Source organism: Nonomuraea sp. NPDC048826 (genome assembly GCF_043198225.1).
GTDB lineage: Bacteria > Actinomycetota > Actinomycetes > Streptosporangiales > Streptosporangiaceae > Nonomuraea.
In genome coordinates, this window is sequence record NZ_JBICUQ010000013.1 from 157,583 (window position 1) to 175,845 (window position 18,263).

The window sequence follows — 18,263 nt, forward strand, 5'->3', positions numbered from 1 at the left end:
ATGACGTCAAGGAGCTATCCCTCAAGGAGGATGCCGTGCCAGCACCGTTGCCACACGAACACCTGCCGTCGGTCCCCTCGCTCACCGTCCACAGCGACGACATGACGGACGGGGAGCGGCTGAGCGATCTCCACGTCTTCAACGACTGGGGCATGACGGGCCAGAACCTCTCGCCCAGCCTCAGCTGGTCGGGCGCGCCGGAGGAGACGCGGAGCTACGCGGTGACCTGCTTCGACCCCGACGCGCCCACGGGCAGCGGCTTCTGGCACTGGGTGCTGTTCGACATCCCGGCGTCGGTCACCGAGCTGCCCACCGGCGCCGGCACCTCGCCCGAGTTCAAGGGGCTGCCGCAGGGCGCCAAGCACGCCCGCAACGACTACGGCACCAAGGACTACGGCGGTTCGGCTCCCCCGCCCGGCGACCCGCACCGCTACGTGTTCACCGTGCACGCGCTCGGCGTCGACACGCTCGGCGTCGACACGGACGCCAGCCCGGCCGTGGTGGGCTTCAACATCACCGCCAACACCCTGGCCCGCGGCCACATCATCCCCCATTTCGGAGTCTGACCCACGCGCCCCCGGGGGCCTGACCCACCCGCCCCCACCTCGGAGGGCCTGACCCACGCCCGCGCCGCCTCCCCTGGGAGATGGCGACCGCGGGCCTGAACTCGCGACCGCACCGCCTCCCCCGGGGGGCGGTGTCGTGGTTTTGGTAGGTTCCGGGCCATGGGTGACCTTGTGATCCGGGCGGGCATGCAGGCGGACGTCGGGGCGGTCCTGGAGTTCTGGCTGCACGCCGCCGAAGGCACCGACCGTCAGGACTCGGCGGGCAAGGTTCATGCGCTGCTCGACCGCGACCCGGAGGCGCTGCTCCTGGCCGAGCTGGACGGCGAGCTCGTGGGCACGCTGATCGCGGGCTGGGACGGGTGGCGCGCCCACCTCTACCGCCTGGCCGTCCATCCGGGCCACCGCCGCAAGGGCGTCGCGACCGCCCTGCTGGCTGCCGCCGAGGAGCGTTTCGCGAAGTTCGGCGCGTTCCGCATCGACGCGATGGTCCTGGATGACAACACGCTCGCGCACCCCGCCTGGGCCGCCGCCGGTTACGCGCCGCAGCCGCAGTGGGCGCGTTGGGTCAAGCCGCTTTCCGGCTGAACGCTGTCGCTCGGTTAAAGGAGCCGGGAGACGTTTTCCGTACGTTCAAGTATATCGGAACGTTATCGGCCATCTACAGATAGTGGCAGTCCGGCAAAAGTCATCCGTAAAGAGGGCGGGCGCAAAAGCGAAGCGGCCCGAACCGGAAACACCGGCGCGGACCGCTCTCGCGAACCTCGTATCGAGAACTCTCGATCAGAAGTCCATGTCACCGCCGCCGGGCATGCCCGCGGGGGCGGCCGGAGCCTTCTCGGGCTTCTCGGCGATGACGGCCTCGGTCGTCAGGAACAGCGCGGCGATCGAAGCGGCGTTCTGCAGCGCCGAGCGCGTCACCTTGGCCGGGTCGATGATGCCCGCCTCGAACATGTTGACGTAGTCGCCGCTGGCCGCGTTGAGACCCTCACCCGGGGTGAGGTTGCGGACGCGCTCGACCACGACGCCACCCTCGAGACCGGCGTTGACCGCGATCTGCTTGAGCGGCTCCTCCAGCGCCTTGCGCACGATGGCCGCACCCGTGGCCTCGTCGCCCGGCAGCTCGAGCTTGTCGAACGCCTTGGCGCCGGCCTGCAGCAGGGCCACGCCACCGCCGGGCACGATGCCCTCCTCGACGGCCGCCTTGGCGTTGCGCACGGCGTCCTCGATGCGGTGCTTGCGCTCCTTGAGCTCGACCTCGGTGGCGGCGCCGGCCTTGATGACGGCCACACCGCCGGCCAGCTTGGCCAGGCGCTCCTGGAGCTTCTCGCGGTCGTAGTCGGAGTCGGTGCGGTCGATCTCGGCGCGGATCTCGTTGACCCGGCCGGCGATCGAGTCGGCGTCACCGGCGCCGTCGACGATCGTGGTCTCGTCCTTGGTCACCACGACCTTGCGGGCGCGGCCCAGCAGGTCGAGGGTGGCGTTCTCCAGCTTGAGACCGACCTCCTCGGCGACGACCTGGCCGCCGGTGAGGATGGCGATGTCGGCCAGCATGGCCTTGCGGCGGTCGCCGAAGCCCGGGGCCTTGACGGCCACGGAACGGAACAGGCCGCGGATCTTGTTGACCACCAGCGTGGCCAGGGCCTCGCCCTCGATGTCCTCGGCGATGATGAGGAGCGGCTTGCCGGACTGCACGACCTTGTCGAGCAGCGGCAGCAGGTCCTTGTTGGCCGAGATCTTCGAGTTGACGATCAGAATGTACGGGTCCTCGAGCACGGCCTCCATGCGGTCGGAGTCCGTGACGAAGTACATCGACGTCATGCCCTTGTCGAAGCGCATGCCCTCGGTGAGCTCGAGCTCCAGGCCGAAGGTGTTGCTCTCCTCGACGGTGATGACGCCTTCCTTGCCGACCTTGTCCATCGCCTCGGCGATGAGCGAGCCGATCTCGGGGTCGGCGGCGGAGATGGAGGCGGTGGAGGCGATCTGCTCCTTGGTCTCCACATCCTTGGCCAGCTTGGAGAGCTCCTCGCTGACCCGCTCCACGGCGGCCTCGATGCCCTTCTTCAGGGCCATCGGGTTGGCGCCCGCGGCGACGTTGCGCAGGCCCTCACGGACCAGCGCCTGGGCGAGCACGGTAGCGGTGGTGGTGCCGTCGCCCGCGACGTCGTCGGTCTTCTTGGCGACTTCCTTGACCAGCTCGGCGCCGATCTTCTCCCACGGGTCCTCGAGCTCGATCTCCTTGGCGATCGAGACACCGTCGTTGGTGATCGTGGGGGCGCCCCACTTCTTCTCCAGCACGACGTTGCGGCCCTTCGGGCCCAGCGTGACCTTCACCGCGTCGGCGAGCTGGTTCATCCCGCGCTCGAGACCGCGCCGGGCGTCCTCGTCAAACGCGATCATCTTGGCTGCCATTAGGCGAGACCTCCCAGATAACGGGTGTCCTGGTGAGATCGAGCCGACGCCCGCGACGGCATGTGGGCCCGCATCTCCGTTCGGCAGGCCCCATCGTCTCGATCCCCGTTGGCACTCATCAACATAGAGTGCCAACGAACTGTTTAGCACTCTACCCTGCCGAGTGCAAGCCGACTCGGCTCTGGCCAGGTCAACCCCCGCGCCCGCGAGGAGCCGCAAAGAGTCCGGAGGGAGTCCGTACGGCGGGCCCCGGGCGGCCCGCCGTAACTTCGATGGTGAGGTGGCAGATCACACGCACTGCGCTGGCGTGGGGGCTGCCGGTGCGTACCAGCTACTCGTCAGACCGCACGGACGGACTCCGCCTGCGGCCCCTTCTGGCCCTGCGTGATCTCGAACTCGACCCGTTGGCCCTGCTCGAGAGAGCGATAGCCGTCCATCATGATTGCCGAGTAATGGACGAATACATCCTTACCACCGTCTACCGCGATGAAGCCGTAGCCCTTGTCCGCGTTGAACCACTTGACGGTGCCCTGCGCCACTTCCGACTCCTCTTACTGGGCTCAGAGATCTCGCCCATTCCTCCGCGAGACCCACAATCGCCAAGACTTATGGGGATATCGTCTGACGATCGCACTCGACCATACCTGTGGCAGAGCGTTTGGCAACAGAGTCAATCCGCAAAAGACCTATTTCACCCTAGGCTGAGTAGTTCAAGGTTGAATTTCCTGGCAAAAGCAGAAGGCGCCCCATGGGGGCGCCTTCCAGACGGATGCTCGGGCCGGACGGAGGACTCAGCCGCCCGCGACAGCCGGGATGATGGAGATCTGTGCGCCCTCCGGGGCGGGAGTGTCAAGACCCTGGGCGAATCGGACGTCCTCTTCCCCCACATAGACGTTAACAAAACGCCGAATCTTGCCCGATTCATCCAGAATGCGGGCGCCGATGCCCGGATAGTCGGAGTCGAGCTTGGCCAGGACGTCACGGAGAGTCGCGCCTTCCCCACTCACTTCCGCGTTGCCCCCGGTGTACGTGCGCAGAATGGTGGGAATCCGCACAGAAACGCTCATGATATAACCTCGCCTTTCCTGATTGTCAGACAGTCGCGCGGAACGCGTCGAGGGAGGGCCGGATCACGGCCGTGGGCTGCGCGTCGTCCGCCACGGCGTCGAGCGTCTTGAGCCCGTCGCCGGTGTTGAGCACCACGGTTTCGGCCTCCGGGTCGAGCTGCCCGGTCTCGACGAGCTTCTTCAGCACGCCCACCGTGACGCCGCCCGCCGTCTCGGCGAAGATGCCCTCGGTGGAGGCCAGCAGCTTGATGGCCGCCACGATCTCGGCGTCCGTCACGTCCTCGACGGCGCCGCCGGTGCGCCGGGCGATGTCGAGCACGTACGGGCCGTCGGCCGGGTTGCCGATGGCCAGCGACTTGGCGATGGTGTCGGGCTTGACCGGCTGGACCACGTCATGGCCGCCCTTGTAGGCGGCCGACACCGGCGAGCAGCCGAACGCCTGCGCGCCGAAGACCTTGTAGGGCCGGTCCTCGACCAGCCCGAGCCGGATCAGCTCCTTGAACCCCTTGTCGATCTTGGTGAGCTGGGAGCCGGACGCGATCGGGATGATGATCTGCTCCGGCACCCGCCAGCCGAGCTGCTCGGCGATCTCGTACGCGAGGGTCTTGGAGCCCTCGGCGTAGTAGGGCCGCAGGTTGACGTTGACGAACCCCCACTTGTCGCCCAGCGGGTCGCCGATCAGCTCCGAGCAGAACCGGTTGACCTCGTCGTAGGTGCCCTCGATGCCGATGAGCTTGCCGCCGAACACCCGGGCCATGGCGATCTTGGCCTGCTCCAGCCCGGCGGGGATGAACACGCAGGCGTCGAGGCCGGCCCTGGCGGCGGCGGCCGTCACCGCCCCGGCCAGGTTGCCGGTCGAGGAGCAGGAAAGCGTGTGGAAGCCGAAGTTGCGGGCCGCCTCGACGGCGATGGCAACCACCCGGTCCTTGAAGGAGTGGGTGGGATTGCCCGAGTCGTCCTTCACGTACAGGGACTTGATGCCGAGTGCCCGCCCCAGGTTGCCCGCCTTGACCAGCGGCGTCCAGCCGGGGTTCATGTTGGGCTTGGTCGCGACGTCGGCCGGCACCGGCAGCAGGGAACGGTAGCGCCAGATGTTGGCCGGGCCCGACTCGATGTCGGACCGCTTGACGTCGCCGAAGTCGTAGGCCGCTTCCAGCGGCCCGAAACACTCGACACAGGCGAAGTTGGGACCGAGCGGGTAGCGGGCGCCGCACTCGCGGCAGGAGAGAGCGGTTGCAGGACCAAAGTCGAGCGACATGAAGCGAGGCCTTCCCTCATCTTCGCCCGCGGCCACCTTGACCGCGGACCGGAATTGGCACCCTGTCCCGGTCGGCCTCGCCAGGTCGCGAGTCACAAGCCGGGAGGGTTGCCGGGGCTTCGCAGGGCCGGTCCCTCCACCCCTCTGGATGAGCAATGTTCAGTTGTTGCTGCTGACTCGGACTCTACCCGCTCAACCACGTGCCCAGGACAGGCGTCTCAAACTCCGAGATGAACGGTCTCATCGGTAATCGTCGCCCAGCACCCCCTGGACATACTTGCGTGCCTGGTGGATGCGGGACTTGGCGGTGCCGAGCGGGATGTTGAGCTGCTCGGCCACCTCGCTGTAGTCGAGCTGCACGATGTCGCGCAGCACCAGCGCCTGGGCCAGGTCGGGCTTGTCGGCCTCCAGCGCCTCCATGGCGTCGAGCAGGTCGAGCCGCGAGCCCGCGATCACGCTGACCCGCCGCACGTCGGGCTTCTGGGTCAGCAATTCGTCGGAGCTCTGCTCCGCCGCCCTGCGCTTCAGCGAGCGGTAGGTCGTACGGGCGCAGTTGGCGGTCACGATGTGGAGCCAGGTGCTGAACCTCGCCCGTCCCTCGAACCGCCCGATGTTGCGCGCCACCGCGAGCAGGGTGTCCTGCGCCGCCTCCTCGGCGTCATGGTGGTACGGCAGGATACGGGCGCAGTGCCGCAGCACGTCGGGCTCGATCCGCCGCAGGAGCTCGCCGAGAGCGCGATGGTCGCCGCCGGCGGCGGCACGGGCGAGTTCCTCGGTGTGCTCATCTAGCGCCATAGCTGGGATCCTATGATCGGAGGGAGGGGAAATGAACAGCGTCCTGCTCGCCTCGAACAGAGGCCCGGTGTCGTTCACCGTCTCCGACGACGGCGTCCTCACCATGAAACGCGGCGGCGGCGGGCTCGTCTCCGGCCTGTCCGGAGTGGCGAAGGACCGCGGCGTGCTGTGGGTGTGCGCCGCCCTGTCCGACGGCGACCGCAGTGCCGTCCGCCAGGCCCCCGGCGGCCGGCTCGACCACGCCGGCTACGAGACGGGGGCGCTGCGCATGCTCGACATCGCGCCCTCCACCTTCCACCGGGCCTACAACTCCGTGGCCAACTCCACGCTCTGGTTCGTCAACCACCTGCTCTACGACATCCCGAACGCGCCCCACTTCGGCACCAGGTTCCAGCGCGACTGGGAGTCCTACCGCGACTACAACGGGTCGTTCGCGCTCGCGCTGGCCGAGGAGGCCGGCCACGGCGCCCGGGTCCTGGTGCAGGACTACCACCTGACGCTGACCCCGGCCATGCTCCGCGCCGAGCGGCCCGACCTGCGCATCGCCCACTTCAGCCACACCCCGTGGGCGCCGCCCGAATACTTCTCGCTGCTGCCCGACGAGGTGGCGGGCGAGGTGCTGGAGGGCATCCTGGGCGCCGACCACGCCGGGTTCCTCACCCGCCGGTGGGCGAAGGCGTTCATGGAGTGCTGCCAGACCGTGCTGGGCGCCGAGGTCGACGGGAAGGCCGGCACGATCACTCACGAGGGCCGCACCACCCGGGTCGGCGTGCACGCGCTCGGCGTCGACGGCAAGGCGCTGTTGGCCCGCGCCGGCGAGCCCGACGTCGAGTCGCACATGGCGGCGATCAGGGAGGAGGTCGGCGACCGCAAGCTGATCGTGCGCATCGACCGCACCGAGCTGTCGAAGAACATCGTGCGCGGCCTGCTCGCCTACAAGGAGTTCCTCGACGCCCACCCCGAGTGGCACGGCCGCGTGGTGCACCTGGCCTTCGCCTACCCGAGCCGCCACGACCTGCCCGAATACCGCGAATACACCGCCGCGGTGCAGCGCTGCGCGCAGGAGATCGAGGACGAGTACGCGACCGAAGACTGGGACCCGCTGATCCTCAACGTCAACGACGACTACCCGCGCTCGCTGGCCGCCTACCGGCTGGCCGACGTGCTGCTGGTCAACCCGATCCGCGACGGCATGAACCTCGTGGCCAAGGAGGGCCCGATCCTGTCGCCGAAGTGCGCGCTGGTGCTGTCGCGGGAGGCCGGCGCGTGCGCCGAGCTGGGCCCCCACGCGCTGGTGGTCAACCCGTACGACATCACCGGCACCGCCGGCGCGCTGCACGCGGCGCTGGTGATGCCCGAGCCGGAGCGGACCCGCCGCCGGGAGCGGCTGGAGGCGGCCGCCACCGCGCTGCCCCCGCACCGGTGGCTGGCCGCCCAGCTCGACGCGCTCGCCTGACTTCACCGCCAGTCGGCGTACTTGAGGGTGTCGCCGAGGAGCTTGGTGTTCCACTCGTCGACGACGAGGATCTGCGACTTCGGCAGATACCACTCGCGGGTGGTGAACGAGACACCGGTCTTCTTGCCGTTGGTGGTGCGGCAGCGGGTGGTGAACTGGTGGTAGTGCGCCTTGTGCCCGGGGCCGACCTGACGCAGGCCCTTCTTGTGCACGACCCGTTCGGCACGCACGAGGAACCCGTTCTTCGGGCACCTCTGCACGTCGGAGGCCGGGTAGTAGCCGCCCCTGTCCGCGTTGTACGGGCCGAAGCCCTCCGCGCCCTTCTTGATCGCCTTCGGGCCGAGGATCCAGAAGCTCTTGCAGCCGGGGGTGAAGAAGCTGCCCCCGGGAGCGGCGCAACGGCCGGTGACGACGCGGATCCGGTCACCGCTGAGCCGGTGGACCACCCACTGGATCGGGATGTAAAGGGTCAGGCCCTTGCGCAGCTTCAGCTCTTGGGAGGGAGCGGCGGAGGTGCTGGAGGAGGTGGTGGACGCGGCTGCGGCGGCGGGGGCGACGAGAACCGCGGCCGCCGCCACGGCCACGGCGGCGAGGTGCTTCTTGCTCATGGTCCGAGAGCCTAGGGACGCCCGCTTGCAAGCTGGTCACGATCGGCTGAACGCCGCCGTCAGCTCCCGCAACAGCGCCACCACGCCCTCCGGGCCGTCGACCACGATGTCGGCCCGCTCGGCCAGCGCCGTGACCTCGGCGGAGCCGCTGCACACGGTCACGCCGGGCAGTCCGGACGAGCGCACCGCGCCGAAGGCGGCCAGGTCGCCGAGATCGTCGCCGGCGAAGAGCACCGACCTGGCGGACCGCTCGGTCAGGAAGGCGCTGAGCGCGTGCCCCTTGTCCATGCCGGACGGCCGCAGCTCCAGCACCATGCGGCCGGGCTCGACGACCAGGCCGTGCTCGGCCGCCAGCGCGGACAGCGGCTCGCGCAGCGCGGCCAGCGCGCCCTCGGGGTCGGCGCTGCGGCGGGTGTGGACGGCGACGGCGCGGCCCTTGTCCTCGATGGCCACGTCGGTCAGGCCCAGCGAGTCGAGCAGCAGCGGCAGCTCCGCCTTGGCTCGCGGCACCCCGGCCGGCGGCGGGGGCGCGGAGATCCGTCCGTCCTCCCACCGCTCGAACCCGTAGTGGCCGAGGATGACCAGGCCCGGCACTTCCTTGAGCGCGGGTCCCAGCTCCAGCACCTTGGCGGGCGGCCGCCCGGTCAGGATCGTCACGGCACGGACGTACCGGCCCAGCTCGGCCAGCGCCGGCGGCGCGCCGGGGTGGACGACGGCGGCGTCGGGGTCGGGCACGATCGGCGAGAGGGTGCCGTCGAAGTCGAGCCCGATCACGGCGCCGGCCGGATCCTTGAGTATCGCTTCCATTCCAGGGATGTCGGTCACGCCGCTGCCGTACCCAGCGGGTCAGGGGCGCATGCCCAGCCTCCGGGCGGAGCGCTCGCGCCGGCGACCGGCACGCAGCCGGCGCAGCCGCTTGACCAGCATGGGGTCGTGGGCCAGCGCCTCGGGCCTGTCGATCAGCTCGGCGAGCAGCTGGTAGTAGCGGGTGGCGGAGAACCCGAAGGTCTCCTTGATGGCCTGCTCCTTGGCGCCCGCGTAGCGCCACCAGTGGCGCTCGAAGGCGAGGAGCTCGAGTTCGCGGTCGGTGAGGGGCCGGTGGACGGGCTCCTGGGCGGCGTCCTGATCGGCCCCCTGGTCAGCCCTCTGGTCAGCACTGTCACCGTTTGACGGTGCAGTGTCCATGGTGTCCTCCTCGGGAACGGGCGGCGCGACGATGGCTTCGCGCGCAGGCGGCCCGTGGCCATCGTAATGTGCCGAGTGCGGCTGTTCACGGCGGATTGAGAGACGTACAGTCACTAAGTGTGACCTCAGTCATCACACTTCTCACGGATTACGGGCTCGAGGATGGCTATGTCGCCGCCTGCCACGGGGTGATCGCCGGAATTGCCCCAGATGCCCGGGTGATCGACGTGTGCCACCTGGTCCCGTCGGGCGACGTGCGGCGCGGCGCGGCGATCCTGGCCCAGACGATCCCGTACCTCCCTGCCGGGGTGCACGTCGGGGCCGTCGACCCCGGCGCCGGGGGCGCCAGGCGGGCGGTCGCGGTCGAGGCCGGCGACCGGGTGTTCATCGGGCCGGACAACGGGCTGCTCTCGTGGGCGGTGCACGCCAGCGGCGGCGCGCGGGCGGCGTACGAGCTGAGCAACGCCGCGTACTTCCTGCACCCGGTCTCGCCCACGTTCCACGGCCGCGACGTGTTCGCGCCCGTGGCGGGACGGCTCTGCGGCGGGCTGAGTCCCTGCGAGCTCGGCCCCGAGGTGCCGGTGAGCCGGTTGGTGTCGCTGCCGGAGCCCACCTCCGTGCTGCGCGAAGGCGCGGTCGAGGGCGAGGTCCTCTCGGTCGACCGCTACGGCAACACCCAGCTGTCGATCGCGGCGGGCGACCTGGAGGCCCTGGGGCTGCGGGTAGGTGACACTCTGGGCGTGGCCCTGGGCCGGCGGCGGCTGTCGATGCCCTACCGGGAGACGTACGCGGCGGTCCCGCCCGGGGAGCTGGTGGCGTTCGCGGACTCGGCGGGCCTGATCGCGTTCGCGGTGAACTCCGGCGACGCGGCCCAGCGCCTCGGGCTGCCCCCGGGCGCGCACGTCCGATTGTCACCCGCCGTATAACGCAAAAGCCAATAAACACCAATTACGGTGCGTATCGGACTGTTTACTGAAGCGTCGGACTGAAACCTCGGACCCGTGCCAGAATGCAGCGGCAGATCGGGTGCCCCCTCCCCCCGTTCGAGGTCGACGTGTTCCAGCTGTCCCTGCTCCTGCTTTCCCTGTTGTCGGCGTCCTGGCCCGCGGCCGGGCCGCCCGTCCCCGACCGCTGGCACGCCTGGCCGGTGACCCGGGTCTTCCCCTACGCCGTCACCGGCACCAGCCCGTCCGGCGCCACGGTCACCTACCTGCTGGCCGGGGTCGCCCCCGAGACCTCGTGCGCGGCCGCCTTCCAGTCCGCGCTGCCGGCCTGCGTCACCGCGTTGCGCGCCACGTACGCCGACAGCACCGCCACCTTCGTGGCCACCGTCGGCATCGCCGTGCTGGCCCGGCCCATCCCTCCGGGCACGGCCGGCCCCGTCCCCCGCCCGGCCGCCGTGCGACCGGTCGCCTTCCCCGGCGGCCCCGCAGAGCGCTTCGGCGAGCGGCAGTGCTTCACCGGCGCGCTGCTCGCCTCGCACGCGCCGTACGTGATCGCCACCGCTGCCGGATACGCCGACGGGCGCTCCTACCACCCGGGCGACCAGGCCATGTCCCGGCTGGGCGGCTTCGCCCGCCAGCTCGCCGCCGCCCTGCACCGAGGTCTCACCGGATGAGGCCGGCACGCCTGGCGGCGGCGCTGCTCCTGCCGTGCCTGCTCGGCCTCCTGTTCGGCCCGGCCACCGGCCCGGCCGCCGACGACGACCCGGGCGCCGTCGCCAGGGCCGAACAGTGGCAGCTCGACGCGTTGCGGGTGTCCGACGCCTGGCGAATCACCGAGGGCGAGGGCGTGCTGGTGGCGGTGCTCGACACCGGCGTCCGCGCGAGCCATCCCGACCTGCGCGGCTCGGTGGTGCAGGGCCCCGACCTGACCGGCGCCGTCAGGACCGCCGGCCGGTGGGGCCAGCACGGCACCGCGATGGCCAGCCTCATCGCCGGCCACGGCCACGCCGCCCGCGACGGCTCCGGCGACGGCGTGCTCGGCGTCGCCCCCGCGGCCGAGGTGCTGTCGGTACGGGTCACGCTGGAGAACTCCGACCCCCTGCGGAACCGGCGGCGCGCCGGCGGCCACGACGCGCTCGCCCGGGGCATCCGCTACGCCGTCGACCGGGGCGCGCAGGTCATCAGCATGTCGCTGGGCGGCGGCAGCGGCTCCTGGGAGGGCTCCGCCGCCGAGGAGGAGGCGGTGCAGTACGCGGTCCTGCACGGCGTGGTGCTGGTCGCCTCCTCCGGCAACGACGGCCACACCACCAACAGGAAGAACTTCCCGGCCGCCTACCCGGGCGTGATCGCGGTGGGCGCGGTCGACCGGACCCTGAGACCGGCCCGGTTCTCCAACCGCCAGGACTACCTCTCAGTGGTCGCGCCGGGCGTCGACATCGTCACCGCCGCCGGGGCCGCCGACTACGTGGTCGGCGACGGCACCAGCTCGGCCGCCGCCATGGTCGCGGGCATCGCCGCCCTGATCAGGTCCGCGTACCCGGAACTTTCGCCCTACCACGTGCGCCGGGCCATCGAACGCGGCACCCGCAGACGCCCCCAGGGCGGCTACAGCACCGCCTACGGGCACGGCGTCGCCAACGCCGCCCTGGCCCTCCGCGAAGCCGAACGCCTCGCCGGCCCCACCCAGGCGCCCCCGCTCCCGGCGGAACACTTCGGCGACCCCCGACCCGGCCCCGCCCCGGTTTCCCGCGCCCTGGTCATCGCCGCCCTGATAACCCTGGCCCTGACCCTCTCAGCCCGCATCCTCCTCCGCCGCAACCGACGGTAGACCTGCGGCGAGCCCAGCGGGCCTCCGGCACGCATAGCGGCGCCCAGCCCGAGGGGGTTCCCAAAAGCCCTTAAAGGGTTAAAAGCCCTACGGCGAGCGCAGCGGGCCTCCGGCACGCATGACGGCGCCCAGCCCGAGGGGGTTCCCTAAAAAGGGGTTTGACGGGGAGCCGCCCCCACCGACGGCAGGGGCGGTTCACCGGCTAGTTCACATGCACCACGTCATGCGTCTCGGCGAAGTGGCACGCGCTCTCGTGCGACGTCCCCGGCCGGATCTGCAGCAGCGGCTCCTCGGTCGCGCAGATCTCCTGTGCCTTCCAGCACCGGGTGCGGAACCGGCAGCCGGACGGCGGGTTGGCCGGCGACGGCGGGTCGCCCTGGAGGATGATCCGCTCGCGCTGCTCGCGGCCCTCGGGGTCGGGGACCGGCACCGCCGACAGCAGCGCCTGGCTGTACGGGTGAGCGGGCTTGTCGTAGATCTCGGCGTCCTTGCCGAGTTCCACCATCTTGCCCAGGTACATCACGCCGACCCGGTCGGAGATGTGGCGGACCACCGACAGGTCGTGGGCGATGAAGATGTACGCCAGGTTGAACTCGTCCTGCAGCCGCTCCAGCAGGTTGATCACCTGGGCCTGGATCGACACGTCCAGCGCGGAGACCGGCTCGTCACAGACGATGATCTCCGGCTGGAGGGCGAGCCCGCGGGCGATGCCGATGCGCTGCCGCTGACCGCCCGAGAACTGGTGGGGGTAGCGGTTGATGTAGTCGGGGTTGAGGCCGACGACCTCCAGCAGCTCCTGCACCTTGCGGTTGCGGTCGCCCTTGGGCGCCACCTCGGTGTGGATGTCGAACGGCTCGCCGATGATGTCGCCGACGGTCATCCGGGGGTTCAGCGAGGTGTACGGGTCCTGCATCACCATCTGGATGTTGCGCCGCATCCGCTTGAGCTCGGCGCCCCTGGCCTTGGCGATGTCACGACCGTTGATCTTCGCGGAGCCGGAGGTCGGCCGCTCCAGCGCCATCAGCACCTTGGCGAGGGTGGACTTGCCGCAGCCCGACTCGCCCACGATGCCGAGCGTCTCGCCCCTGGCGAGGTCGAAGGAGATGCCGTCGACGGCCTTGATGGCCCCGATCTGCTTCTTGAGCACGATCCCCTGGTTGAGGGGGTAGTGCTTCACCAGATCGCGGACCTCGAGGATCGTCTCACCCTTGGTCGCCATCGAGGACCTCCCTCCAGTAGTGGCAGGCGCTGTTGCGCACGCCGCTGATCTCGTAGAGCGGGGGGACCTCCGTCACGCAGTTGTCCTGCCGGTACGGGCACCGCGGGTGGAAGGCGCAGCCGGGGGGCATGTCGAGCAGGTTGGGCGGCAGGCCCTTGATGGCGTACAGCTCCTGGCCCTTGTGGTCGACCCGGGGGATCGACTCCAGCAGCCCCTTGGTGTAGGGGTGGGCGGGTGCCTTGTAGATGTCGTGCACCGGGGCGTTCTCCACGATGCGTCCCGCGTACATGACCGCGATCTTGTCGGCGACGTCGGCGACGACGCCGAGGTCGTGCGTGATCAGGATCATGCCCATGTTGCTCTCGCGCTGCAGCTCCGCGAGCAGCTCCATGACCTGGGCCTGGACGGTCACGTCGAGCGCGGTGGTCGGCTCGTCCGCGATCAGCACCTCGGGGTCCAGCGCGATCGACATGGCGATCATGATGCGCTGGCGCATGCCCCCGGAGAACTGGTGCGGATAGTCGTTGACCCGCTGCTTGGCGGCCGGGATGCGGACCCGGTCCATCAGCTCGACGGCCTTCTTCATGCCGTCGCGCTTGGACATGCCGCGGTGCACCCGGAACATCTCGCTGATCTGCCAGCCCACGGTGAACACCGGGTTCAGCGCGGAGAGCGCGTCCTGGAAGATCATCGCGATGCGCTGGCCGCGCACCTGGGTGCGCGCCTCTTCCGAGAGCCTGAGCAGGTCGGTGCCGTGGAAGCGGACCTCCCCCTTGGGGATGCGCGCCGGCGGCATGTCGAGGATGCCCATGATCGCCTGTGCGGTCACGGACTTGCCGGAACCCGACTCTCCCAGGACGGCGAGGGTCTCGCCGGCGTCGAGCGAGTAGCTCACGCCGTTGACCGCCTTGACGATGCCTCCGCGCGTGGTGAACTCCACGTGCAGGTTGTCCACCGACAGCAGCGGCTCGTTGCCCAGCCCTCCCTCGGCCGGCAACGCGTCCAGCGATGTCTTGCTCATGTTTCCCCCCTCCTACCTGAGCTTCGGGTCGAGCGCGTCGCGTACGGCGTCGCCCAGCATGATGAATGCGAGCACGGTGACGCTCAGGAACACGGCGGGGAACACCAGCGGCAGCGGCGCCTCCAGGAACCGGTTCCGGGCGTCGGCGATCATCAACCCCCAGGAGATGTCGGGCGACTGCACGCCGACTCCCAGGAAGGACAGCGCGGCCTCGGCCGCGATGAACCCGCCCAGGTTGATGGTGGCGATGACGATCACCGGCGCGAGCGCGTTCGGCAGCAGGTGGCGGAACATGACGCGCGCCTGGCTGGCTCCCAGCGCCCGCGCTGCCAGCACGAAGTCCTGACTTCGCGCGGTGATGACGGCCGCTCTCATGATGCGGTACGTCATCGGCCAGGCGAGCACCGACAGGGCGATCACCACGATCCAGATGCCCAGCCCCTTGTCGCGGAACGTCGCCGTGATGAGCAGCGCGCCCAGGATGGAGGGGATGGCGAAGAAGACCTCGGTCACCCGGGAGGCGATCGTGTCGGTGAGGCCGCCCCGCGCGCCCGCGAGCAGGCCGAGCAGGCCGCCCACCAGCGCGGTGATCAGCATGGTGGCGACACCGATGGTGATCGAGTTCTTGGCGCCGTAGATGGTCTTGGCGTAGACGTCGCAGCCCAGGTTGTCCCGGCCGAAGATGTGGCCGGCGCTCGGGCCCTGACGGGCGGTCGACAGTTCGCAGGTCTTGGCGTCGAACGGGTCGATCGAGGTGAACAGCGACGGCCAGACCGACATGACCACCAGGATCGTGATCAGGACCAGCGAGAAGATGAACATCGGCCTGCGGCGCAGGTCGTACCAGGCGTCGCTCCAGAGGCTCGCCGGCCTGGATTCCTTCTTCTTGGTCTGCTCGACCGGCGGCGGTCCGCTGGGCACTTGGTTCTCGGTAAGCGACTGGGTGTCGGGGAACGCCTGCCCGACCTGGCCCATCTGTGGTGTCTCACTCATAGCGGATCCTCGGGTCGAGCACGGCGTACAGCATGTCGACGATCAGGTTCGCCGCGATGTACACCAACACCAGGATTGTCACAATACCTACGACGATGGGTTGCTCACGTAGGTAAACACCTTGGAACAGCTGCAGACCGATGCCCGGCAGGTTGAAGATGGTCTCGGTGATGATGGCGCCGCCCATGAGGGTGCCCAGGTCGGCTCCGAGATACGTGACCATCGGGATCAGCGCGTTGCGCAACCCGTGTCTGCCCACGACCCGGCGTCTCGACAGACCCTTCGCGGTGGCGGTGCGGATGTAGTCGGAACGCAACGTCTCGACCAGGCTTGTTCTGGTCAATCGGGTCAGATAGGCGATCGACGTACCGGCCAGCACGAAGCCGGGCAGCAGGTACGACTTCAGACCTTGGCCGACTCCGGCGATGGGGAAGAACTCGATGCCCGTGACCTGCTTGAGCCAGACGCCCAGCCACAGCTGCAGCACGAAACCGGTGACCAGGGTCGGCACCGAGATGAGCAGCAGGGTCGAGGCCAGGATCGCCGTGTCGGTGGCCCGGCCGCGGCGCAGCGCCGCCCACAGGCCGAGGAACAGGCCGATGACGGCTTCCAGGACCAGGGCGGTGAACGCGAGGTTCAGCGTGACCTGGAACTTGCCCGCGAGCAGCTGGGTCACGGGGACACCGGCGAAGGTCTTGCCGAAGTCGCCGTGGAGGACGATGCCGCTGATGTAGTGCCAGTACTGCACCAACAGCGGATCGTTCAGGTGGTACTGCTCACGGATGATGTTGACGATCGCGGGATCCTGACGCTTCTCACCGGCGAGCGCCTCTACGGGGTCACCTGGAAGCGCGAAGACGATGGCGAAGATGAACAGGGTGGCGCCCAGCAGGACTGGTATCGCCTGGATCAGGCGCCTGATGATGTAACGGCCCATGCAGACCTCCCGTACATGCCAGAAGGCAGTCCCTGGGAACCTGGGGTGGCGCGGGCCCAAGCGACTGCCTTCGTGGCGGGCTCACGTGGGGTGGGCGGCGTCCCGCCCACCCCCGTATTCAACGTCAGGCCTTCTCGACGTCAGCCCACTCAACCTGGTTGAGCAGGTTGATCTTGACGTTCTTGACGTTAGTGGAGTACCCGGAGTTGTTCCGGTAGAAGTAAACCGGGATGTACGGGAGGTCCTTGATCAGGACATCGTCCGCCTGCTGGTAGAGCTTCAGACCCTCTTCGGGGGTCTCGGCCTGGTCACCCTTGGACACCAGCTCGTCGAACTCCTCGCTGCTGTAGCCAGCGTAGTTGGAGCCCGTCTTGATAGCGCCGGTGGAGAAGATCGGCGTCAGATAGTTCTCGGCGGACGGGTAGTCGATCGCCCAGCCCATCCGGAACATGCCCTTGTACTTCTTGGCGTCCAGGTCGTCGAGGATGTTCGCGAACTTCTCGAACGGCGCCACCGTCACCTCGACGCCGAGGTTGGCGCGGAGGTTGTTGGCGACGGCCTCGATCCACTCCTTGTGACCGCCGTCGGCGTTGTAGCCGAGCTCCAGCTTGGCCGGGCCCTTGGCCGCCGCGTACTGCTCCTTCGCCTTGCCCGGGTCGTAGGTGCAGGCCGCGCAGGCGCCCTGGCGGTAGCCGTCGATGGCCGGGTTGATGAAGTCGTCGGCCGGGGCGCGGGTGCCGGAGAAGACCGTCTCGGCGATGGTCTTCCGGTCGATGGCCATGGAGATGGCCTCGCGGACCCGGACGTCCTTGTACTCGTCGTTGTACTGCAGGGGGAAGCCGATGTAGCCGATGCCGGCGTCCGGCTGGTCCTGGTAGCGGTCGCCCAGGGCGGTCTTGGCGCTGGAGATCGCCGAGGCCGGCAGGGAGTCGTGGATGTCCACGTTGTTGCCCTGCAGGTCGTTGTAGGCGGTCTCGGAGCTGTTGTAGAGCTTGAACTGGAGCTTGGTCCAGTTGCTCGGCTTCTTGCCCGGGTACTTGTCGTACACGGACAGGTCGACCGTCTGGTCGGTGCCCTTCTTGTACGGCTTGTCGAGCTTGAAGAGGCCCTGGCCGATCGGCTTCTCGCCGTACTCGTTCGTCACCTTGCCGTCGGGGCCGAAGGCGGCCTTGGGCAGCGGGTAGAACGCGGTGTAGCCGAGCATCGTCCTGAACTGCGAGAACGGCGCGGCGAGCTCGACGGTGAAGGTCGTGTCGTCGACGACCTTCAGGCCTTCCATCTCCTTGGTGGTGACTTCCTTGCCCTCACCGGGGTTGAGGGCCTCGAAGCCCTTGACCCGGCCGAAGAAGTAGCCGGCGCCCTGCGCGTTGTCCTGGTTGGCCGCGTAGTTCCAGGCGTCGACGTAGTTCTGGGCGATCAGGGGCTCACCGTTGTGCCAGGTGTAACCCGACTTGAGCTTGACCGTCCAGGTGATGTTGTCCTCGGTGGTGATCGACTCGGCCGCCGCCTCGACGACCTGCTTGTTCTCGTCGTAGTTCACCAGCGGCTCGAAGACGGCCGCGAGAAGCTCGGCGCCCTCGGACTCGGTGGTGTTCGAGGGGACCAGCAGGTTCTGCGGCTCGCCCAACTCCATGCGAACCGGAGTGTCGCCGCCATCCGCCGTGGGGTCACCGGACGGGCTGGCGCCGCCGCCACACGCGGCAACCGCGAGAGCGAGCAGCGCGGTACCGGCGACGATCTGTGCGCCTCTAGTAACACGCATGGTGAAAGAAATCCTCCCTCTACAAGGTGGGCGTAAGCGCTGAGCTGCGATGATCGTGAGCAGCCTGACGGGGGGTTCCTTGTAATCCCCCGGGTTTGGCTGACCTGGTCAAACCAGCCGACGCCCTGCCAGTCGATCGCGACTATCCCCTACTACTTGCCACCAGCACGTCTCTGGCGCGTTGCAGTTCGGTCACACGTCCGCCTATCAACCGA

The 18,263-nt window shown here is 69.1% G+C and carries 19 protein-coding genes and 1 riboswitch; of the genes, 6 read left to right on the top strand and 13 right to left on the bottom strand.

Annotation, left to right across the window (positions count from 1 at the left end):
* Positions 1-35 precede the first annotated feature (35 nt).
* Positions 36-566, top strand: coding sequence for a YbhB/YbcL family Raf kinase inhibitor-like protein (locus ACGFI7_RS38775; RefSeq protein ID WP_393413760.1), 531 nt, complete (start codon positions 36-38; stop codon positions 564-566).
* Between the two features lie 159 nt (positions 567-725).
* Positions 726-1,151: a GNAT family N-acetyltransferase gene (locus tag ACGFI7_RS38780; protein WP_393413763.1), complete on the top strand. Its 426-nt coding sequence runs from the start codon at positions 726-728 to the stop codon at positions 1,149-1,151.
* Positions 1,152-1,346: 195 nt separating this feature from the next.
* On the opposite strand, the gene groL is transcribed toward ACGFI7_RS38780, so the two are convergent.
* The 5 genes from groL to ACGFI7_RS38805 all read right to left on the bottom strand — a co-directional run bounded on the left by groL (position 1,347) and on the right by ACGFI7_RS38805 (position 6,095).
* Complete coding sequence (gene groL / locus ACGFI7_RS38785) at positions 1,347-2,975, bottom strand: chaperonin GroEL (protein WP_393413766.1); 1,629 nt, start codon at positions 2,973-2,975, stop codon at positions 1,347-1,349.
* A 338-nt stretch (positions 2,976-3,313) separates the two neighbouring features.
* Positions 3,314-3,514, bottom strand: coding sequence for a cold-shock protein (locus tag ACGFI7_RS38790; RefSeq protein ID WP_068927743.1), 201 nt, complete (start codon positions 3,512-3,514; stop codon positions 3,314-3,316).
* 252 nt (positions 3,515-3,766) lie between these two features.
* Positions 3,767-4,042 carry a MoaD/ThiS family protein gene (locus ACGFI7_RS38795; protein ID WP_270155684.1) on the bottom strand — a complete coding sequence of 92 codons (276 nt, stop codon included), beginning with the start codon at positions 4,040-4,042 and terminating at the stop codon, positions 3,767-3,769.
* 25 nt (positions 4,043-4,067) lie between these two features.
* Positions 4,068-5,300, bottom strand: a complete 1,233-nt coding sequence (gene thrC / locus ACGFI7_RS38800) for a threonine synthase (protein WP_393413769.1) — start codon at positions 5,298-5,300, stop codon at positions 4,068-4,070.
* 13 nt (positions 5,301-5,313) lie between these two features.
* Positions 5,314-5,455: riboswitch (SAM riboswitch) on the bottom strand.
* 85 nt (positions 5,456-5,540) lie between these two features.
* A complete protein-coding gene (locus ACGFI7_RS38805; RefSeq protein WP_393413772.1) occupies positions 5,541-6,095 on the bottom strand; it encodes an RNA polymerase sigma factor in 555 nt (184 codons plus the stop codon).
* Between the two features lie 31 nt (positions 6,096-6,126).
* Between ACGFI7_RS38805 and ACGFI7_RS38810 the strand changes: the two genes are divergently transcribed.
* Positions 6,127-7,551: a trehalose-6-phosphate synthase gene (locus ACGFI7_RS38810; protein ID WP_393413775.1), complete on the top strand. Its 1,425-nt coding sequence runs from the start codon at positions 6,127-6,129 to the stop codon at positions 7,549-7,551.
* Between the two features lie 2 nt (positions 7,552-7,553).
* Here ACGFI7_RS38810 and ACGFI7_RS38815 read toward each other — a convergent pair whose 3' ends face one another.
* Genes ACGFI7_RS38815 through ACGFI7_RS38825 form a run of 3 tightly spaced genes read right to left on the bottom strand, consistent with a single transcriptional unit; the run spans position 7,554 to position 9,344 of the window.
* The gene (locus tag ACGFI7_RS38815; protein ID WP_393413778.1) at positions 7,554-8,159 is read right to left on the bottom strand and encodes a hypothetical protein; all 606 of its coding nucleotides are present in this window, start codon (positions 8,157-8,159) and stop codon (positions 7,554-7,556) included.
* 36 nt (positions 8,160-8,195) lie between these two features.
* The gene (gene otsB, locus ACGFI7_RS38820) at positions 8,196-8,966 is read right to left on the bottom strand and encodes a trehalose-phosphatase (RefSeq protein ID WP_393413856.1); all 771 of its coding nucleotides are present in this window, start codon (positions 8,964-8,966) and stop codon (positions 8,196-8,198) included.
* 39 nt (positions 8,967-9,005) lie between these two features.
* Positions 9,006-9,344, bottom strand: a complete 339-nt coding sequence (locus ACGFI7_RS38825) for a DUF3263 domain-containing protein (protein ID WP_393413781.1) — start codon at positions 9,342-9,344, stop codon at positions 9,006-9,008.
* Positions 9,345-9,463: 119 nt separating this feature from the next.
* Here ACGFI7_RS38825 and ACGFI7_RS38830 point away from each other — a divergent pair, with 119 nt between their 5' ends.
* The 3 genes from ACGFI7_RS38830 to ACGFI7_RS38840 all read left to right on the top strand — a co-directional run bounded on the left by ACGFI7_RS38830 (position 9,464) and on the right by ACGFI7_RS38840 (position 12,116).
* On the top strand, positions 9,464-10,270 hold the full coding sequence (locus ACGFI7_RS38830) for an S-adenosyl-l-methionine hydroxide adenosyltransferase family protein (protein ID WP_393413783.1): 807 nt from the start codon (positions 9,464-9,466) through the stop codon (positions 10,268-10,270).
* A gap of 83 nt (positions 10,271-10,353) precedes the next feature.
* Positions 10,354-10,962 carry a hypothetical protein gene (locus ACGFI7_RS38835; protein WP_393413786.1) on the top strand — a complete coding sequence of 203 codons (609 nt, stop codon included), beginning with the start codon at positions 10,354-10,356 and terminating at the stop codon, positions 10,960-10,962.
* Positions 10,959-12,116: a S8 family serine peptidase gene (locus tag ACGFI7_RS38840; protein ID WP_393413789.1), complete on the top strand. Its 1,158-nt coding sequence runs from the start codon at positions 10,959-10,961 to the stop codon at positions 12,114-12,116. Before ACGFI7_RS38835 ends, ACGFI7_RS38840 begins: the two co-directional genes overlap by 4 nt.
* Positions 12,117-12,318: 202 nt before the next feature.
* Here ACGFI7_RS38840 and ACGFI7_RS38845 read toward each other — a convergent pair whose 3' ends face one another.
* The 5 genes from ACGFI7_RS38845 to ACGFI7_RS38865 all read right to left on the bottom strand — a co-directional run bounded on the left by ACGFI7_RS38845 (position 12,319) and on the right by ACGFI7_RS38865 (position 17,919).
* A complete protein-coding gene (locus ACGFI7_RS38845) occupies positions 12,319-13,335 on the bottom strand; it encodes an ABC transporter ATP-binding protein (RefSeq protein ID WP_393413792.1) in 1,017 nt (338 codons plus the stop codon).
* Entirely contained in the window at positions 13,319-14,356 is a 1,038-nt protein-coding gene (locus tag ACGFI7_RS38850) for an ABC transporter ATP-binding protein (RefSeq protein ID WP_393413795.1), read from the bottom strand. Before ACGFI7_RS38850 ends, ACGFI7_RS38845 begins: the two co-directional genes overlap by 17 nt.
* Positions 14,357-14,368: 12 nt before the next feature.
* Positions 14,369-15,349, bottom strand: a complete 981-nt coding sequence (locus ACGFI7_RS38855) for an ABC transporter permease (RefSeq protein WP_393413798.1) — start codon at positions 15,347-15,349, stop codon at positions 14,369-14,371.
* On the bottom strand, positions 15,342-16,286 hold the full coding sequence (locus ACGFI7_RS38860) for an ABC transporter permease (protein ID WP_393413801.1): 945 nt from the start codon (positions 16,284-16,286) through the stop codon (positions 15,342-15,344). Before ACGFI7_RS38860 ends, ACGFI7_RS38855 begins: the two co-directional genes overlap by 8 nt.
* Positions 16,287-16,410: 124 nt before the next feature.
* Entirely contained in the window at positions 16,411-17,919 is a 1,509-nt protein-coding gene (locus tag ACGFI7_RS38865) for an ABC transporter substrate-binding protein (RefSeq protein WP_393413804.1), read from the bottom strand.
* Positions 17,920-18,263 lie beyond the last annotated feature (344 nt).

Bases quoted from the DNA above. Each gene is read 5' to 3' on its own strand.
- ACGFI7_RS38865 (WP_393413804.1), bottom strand. From the start codon at position 17,919: ATGGAGTTGGGCGAGCCGCAGAACCTGCTGGTCCCCTCGAACACCACC.
- ACGFI7_RS38780 (WP_393413763.1), top strand. From the start codon at position 726: ATGGGTGACCTTGTGATCCGGGCGGGCATGCAGGCGGACGTCGGGGCG.
- ACGFI7_RS38860 (WP_393413801.1), bottom strand. From the start codon at position 16,286: ATGGGCCGTTACATCATCAGGCGCCTGATCCAGGCGATACCAGTCCTG.
- ACGFI7_RS38805 (WP_393413772.1), bottom strand. From the start codon at position 6,095: ATGGCGCTAGATGAGCACACCGAGGAACTCGCCCGTGCCGCCGCCGGC.
- ACGFI7_RS38815 (WP_393413778.1), bottom strand. From the start codon at position 8,159: ATGAGCAAGAAGCACCTCGCCGCCGTGGCCGTGGCGGCGGCCGCGGTT.
- ACGFI7_RS38855 (WP_393413798.1), bottom strand. From the start codon at position 15,349: ATGAGTGAGACACCACAGATGGGCCAGGTCGGGCAGGCGTTCCCCGAC.
- ACGFI7_RS38810 (WP_393413775.1), top strand. From the start codon at position 6,127: ATGAACAGCGTCCTGCTCGCCTCGAACAGAGGCCCGGTGTCGTTCACC.
- ACGFI7_RS38850 (WP_393413795.1), bottom strand. From the start codon at position 14,356: ATGAGCAAGACATCGCTGGACGCGTTGCCGGCCGAGGGAGGGCTGGGC.
- otsB (WP_393413856.1), bottom strand. From the start codon at position 8,966: ATGGAAGCGATACTCAAGGATCCGGCCGGCGCCGTGATCGGGCTCGAC.
- ACGFI7_RS38835 (WP_393413786.1), top strand. From the start codon at position 10,354: ATGCAGCGGCAGATCGGGTGCCCCCTCCCCCCGTTCGAGGTCGACGTG.
- ACGFI7_RS38845 (WP_393413792.1), bottom strand. From the start codon at position 13,335: ATGGCGACCAAGGGTGAGACGATCCTCGAGGTCCGCGATCTGGTGAAG.
- groL (WP_393413766.1), bottom strand. From the start codon at position 2,975: ATGGCAGCCAAGATGATCGCGTTTGACGAGGACGCCCGGCGCGGTCTC.
- ACGFI7_RS38825 (WP_393413781.1), bottom strand. From the start codon at position 9,344: ATGGACACTGCACCGTCAAACGGTGACAGTGCTGACCAGAGGGCTGAC.
- ACGFI7_RS38840 (WP_393413789.1), top strand. From the start codon at position 10,959: ATGAGGCCGGCACGCCTGGCGGCGGCGCTGCTCCTGCCGTGCCTGCTC.
- thrC (WP_393413769.1), bottom strand. From the start codon at position 5,300: ATGTCGCTCGACTTTGGTCCTGCAACCGCTCTCTCCTGCCGCGAGTGC.
- ACGFI7_RS38795 (WP_270155684.1), bottom strand. From the start codon at position 4,042: ATGAGCGTTTCTGTGCGGATTCCCACCATTCTGCGCACGTACACCGGG.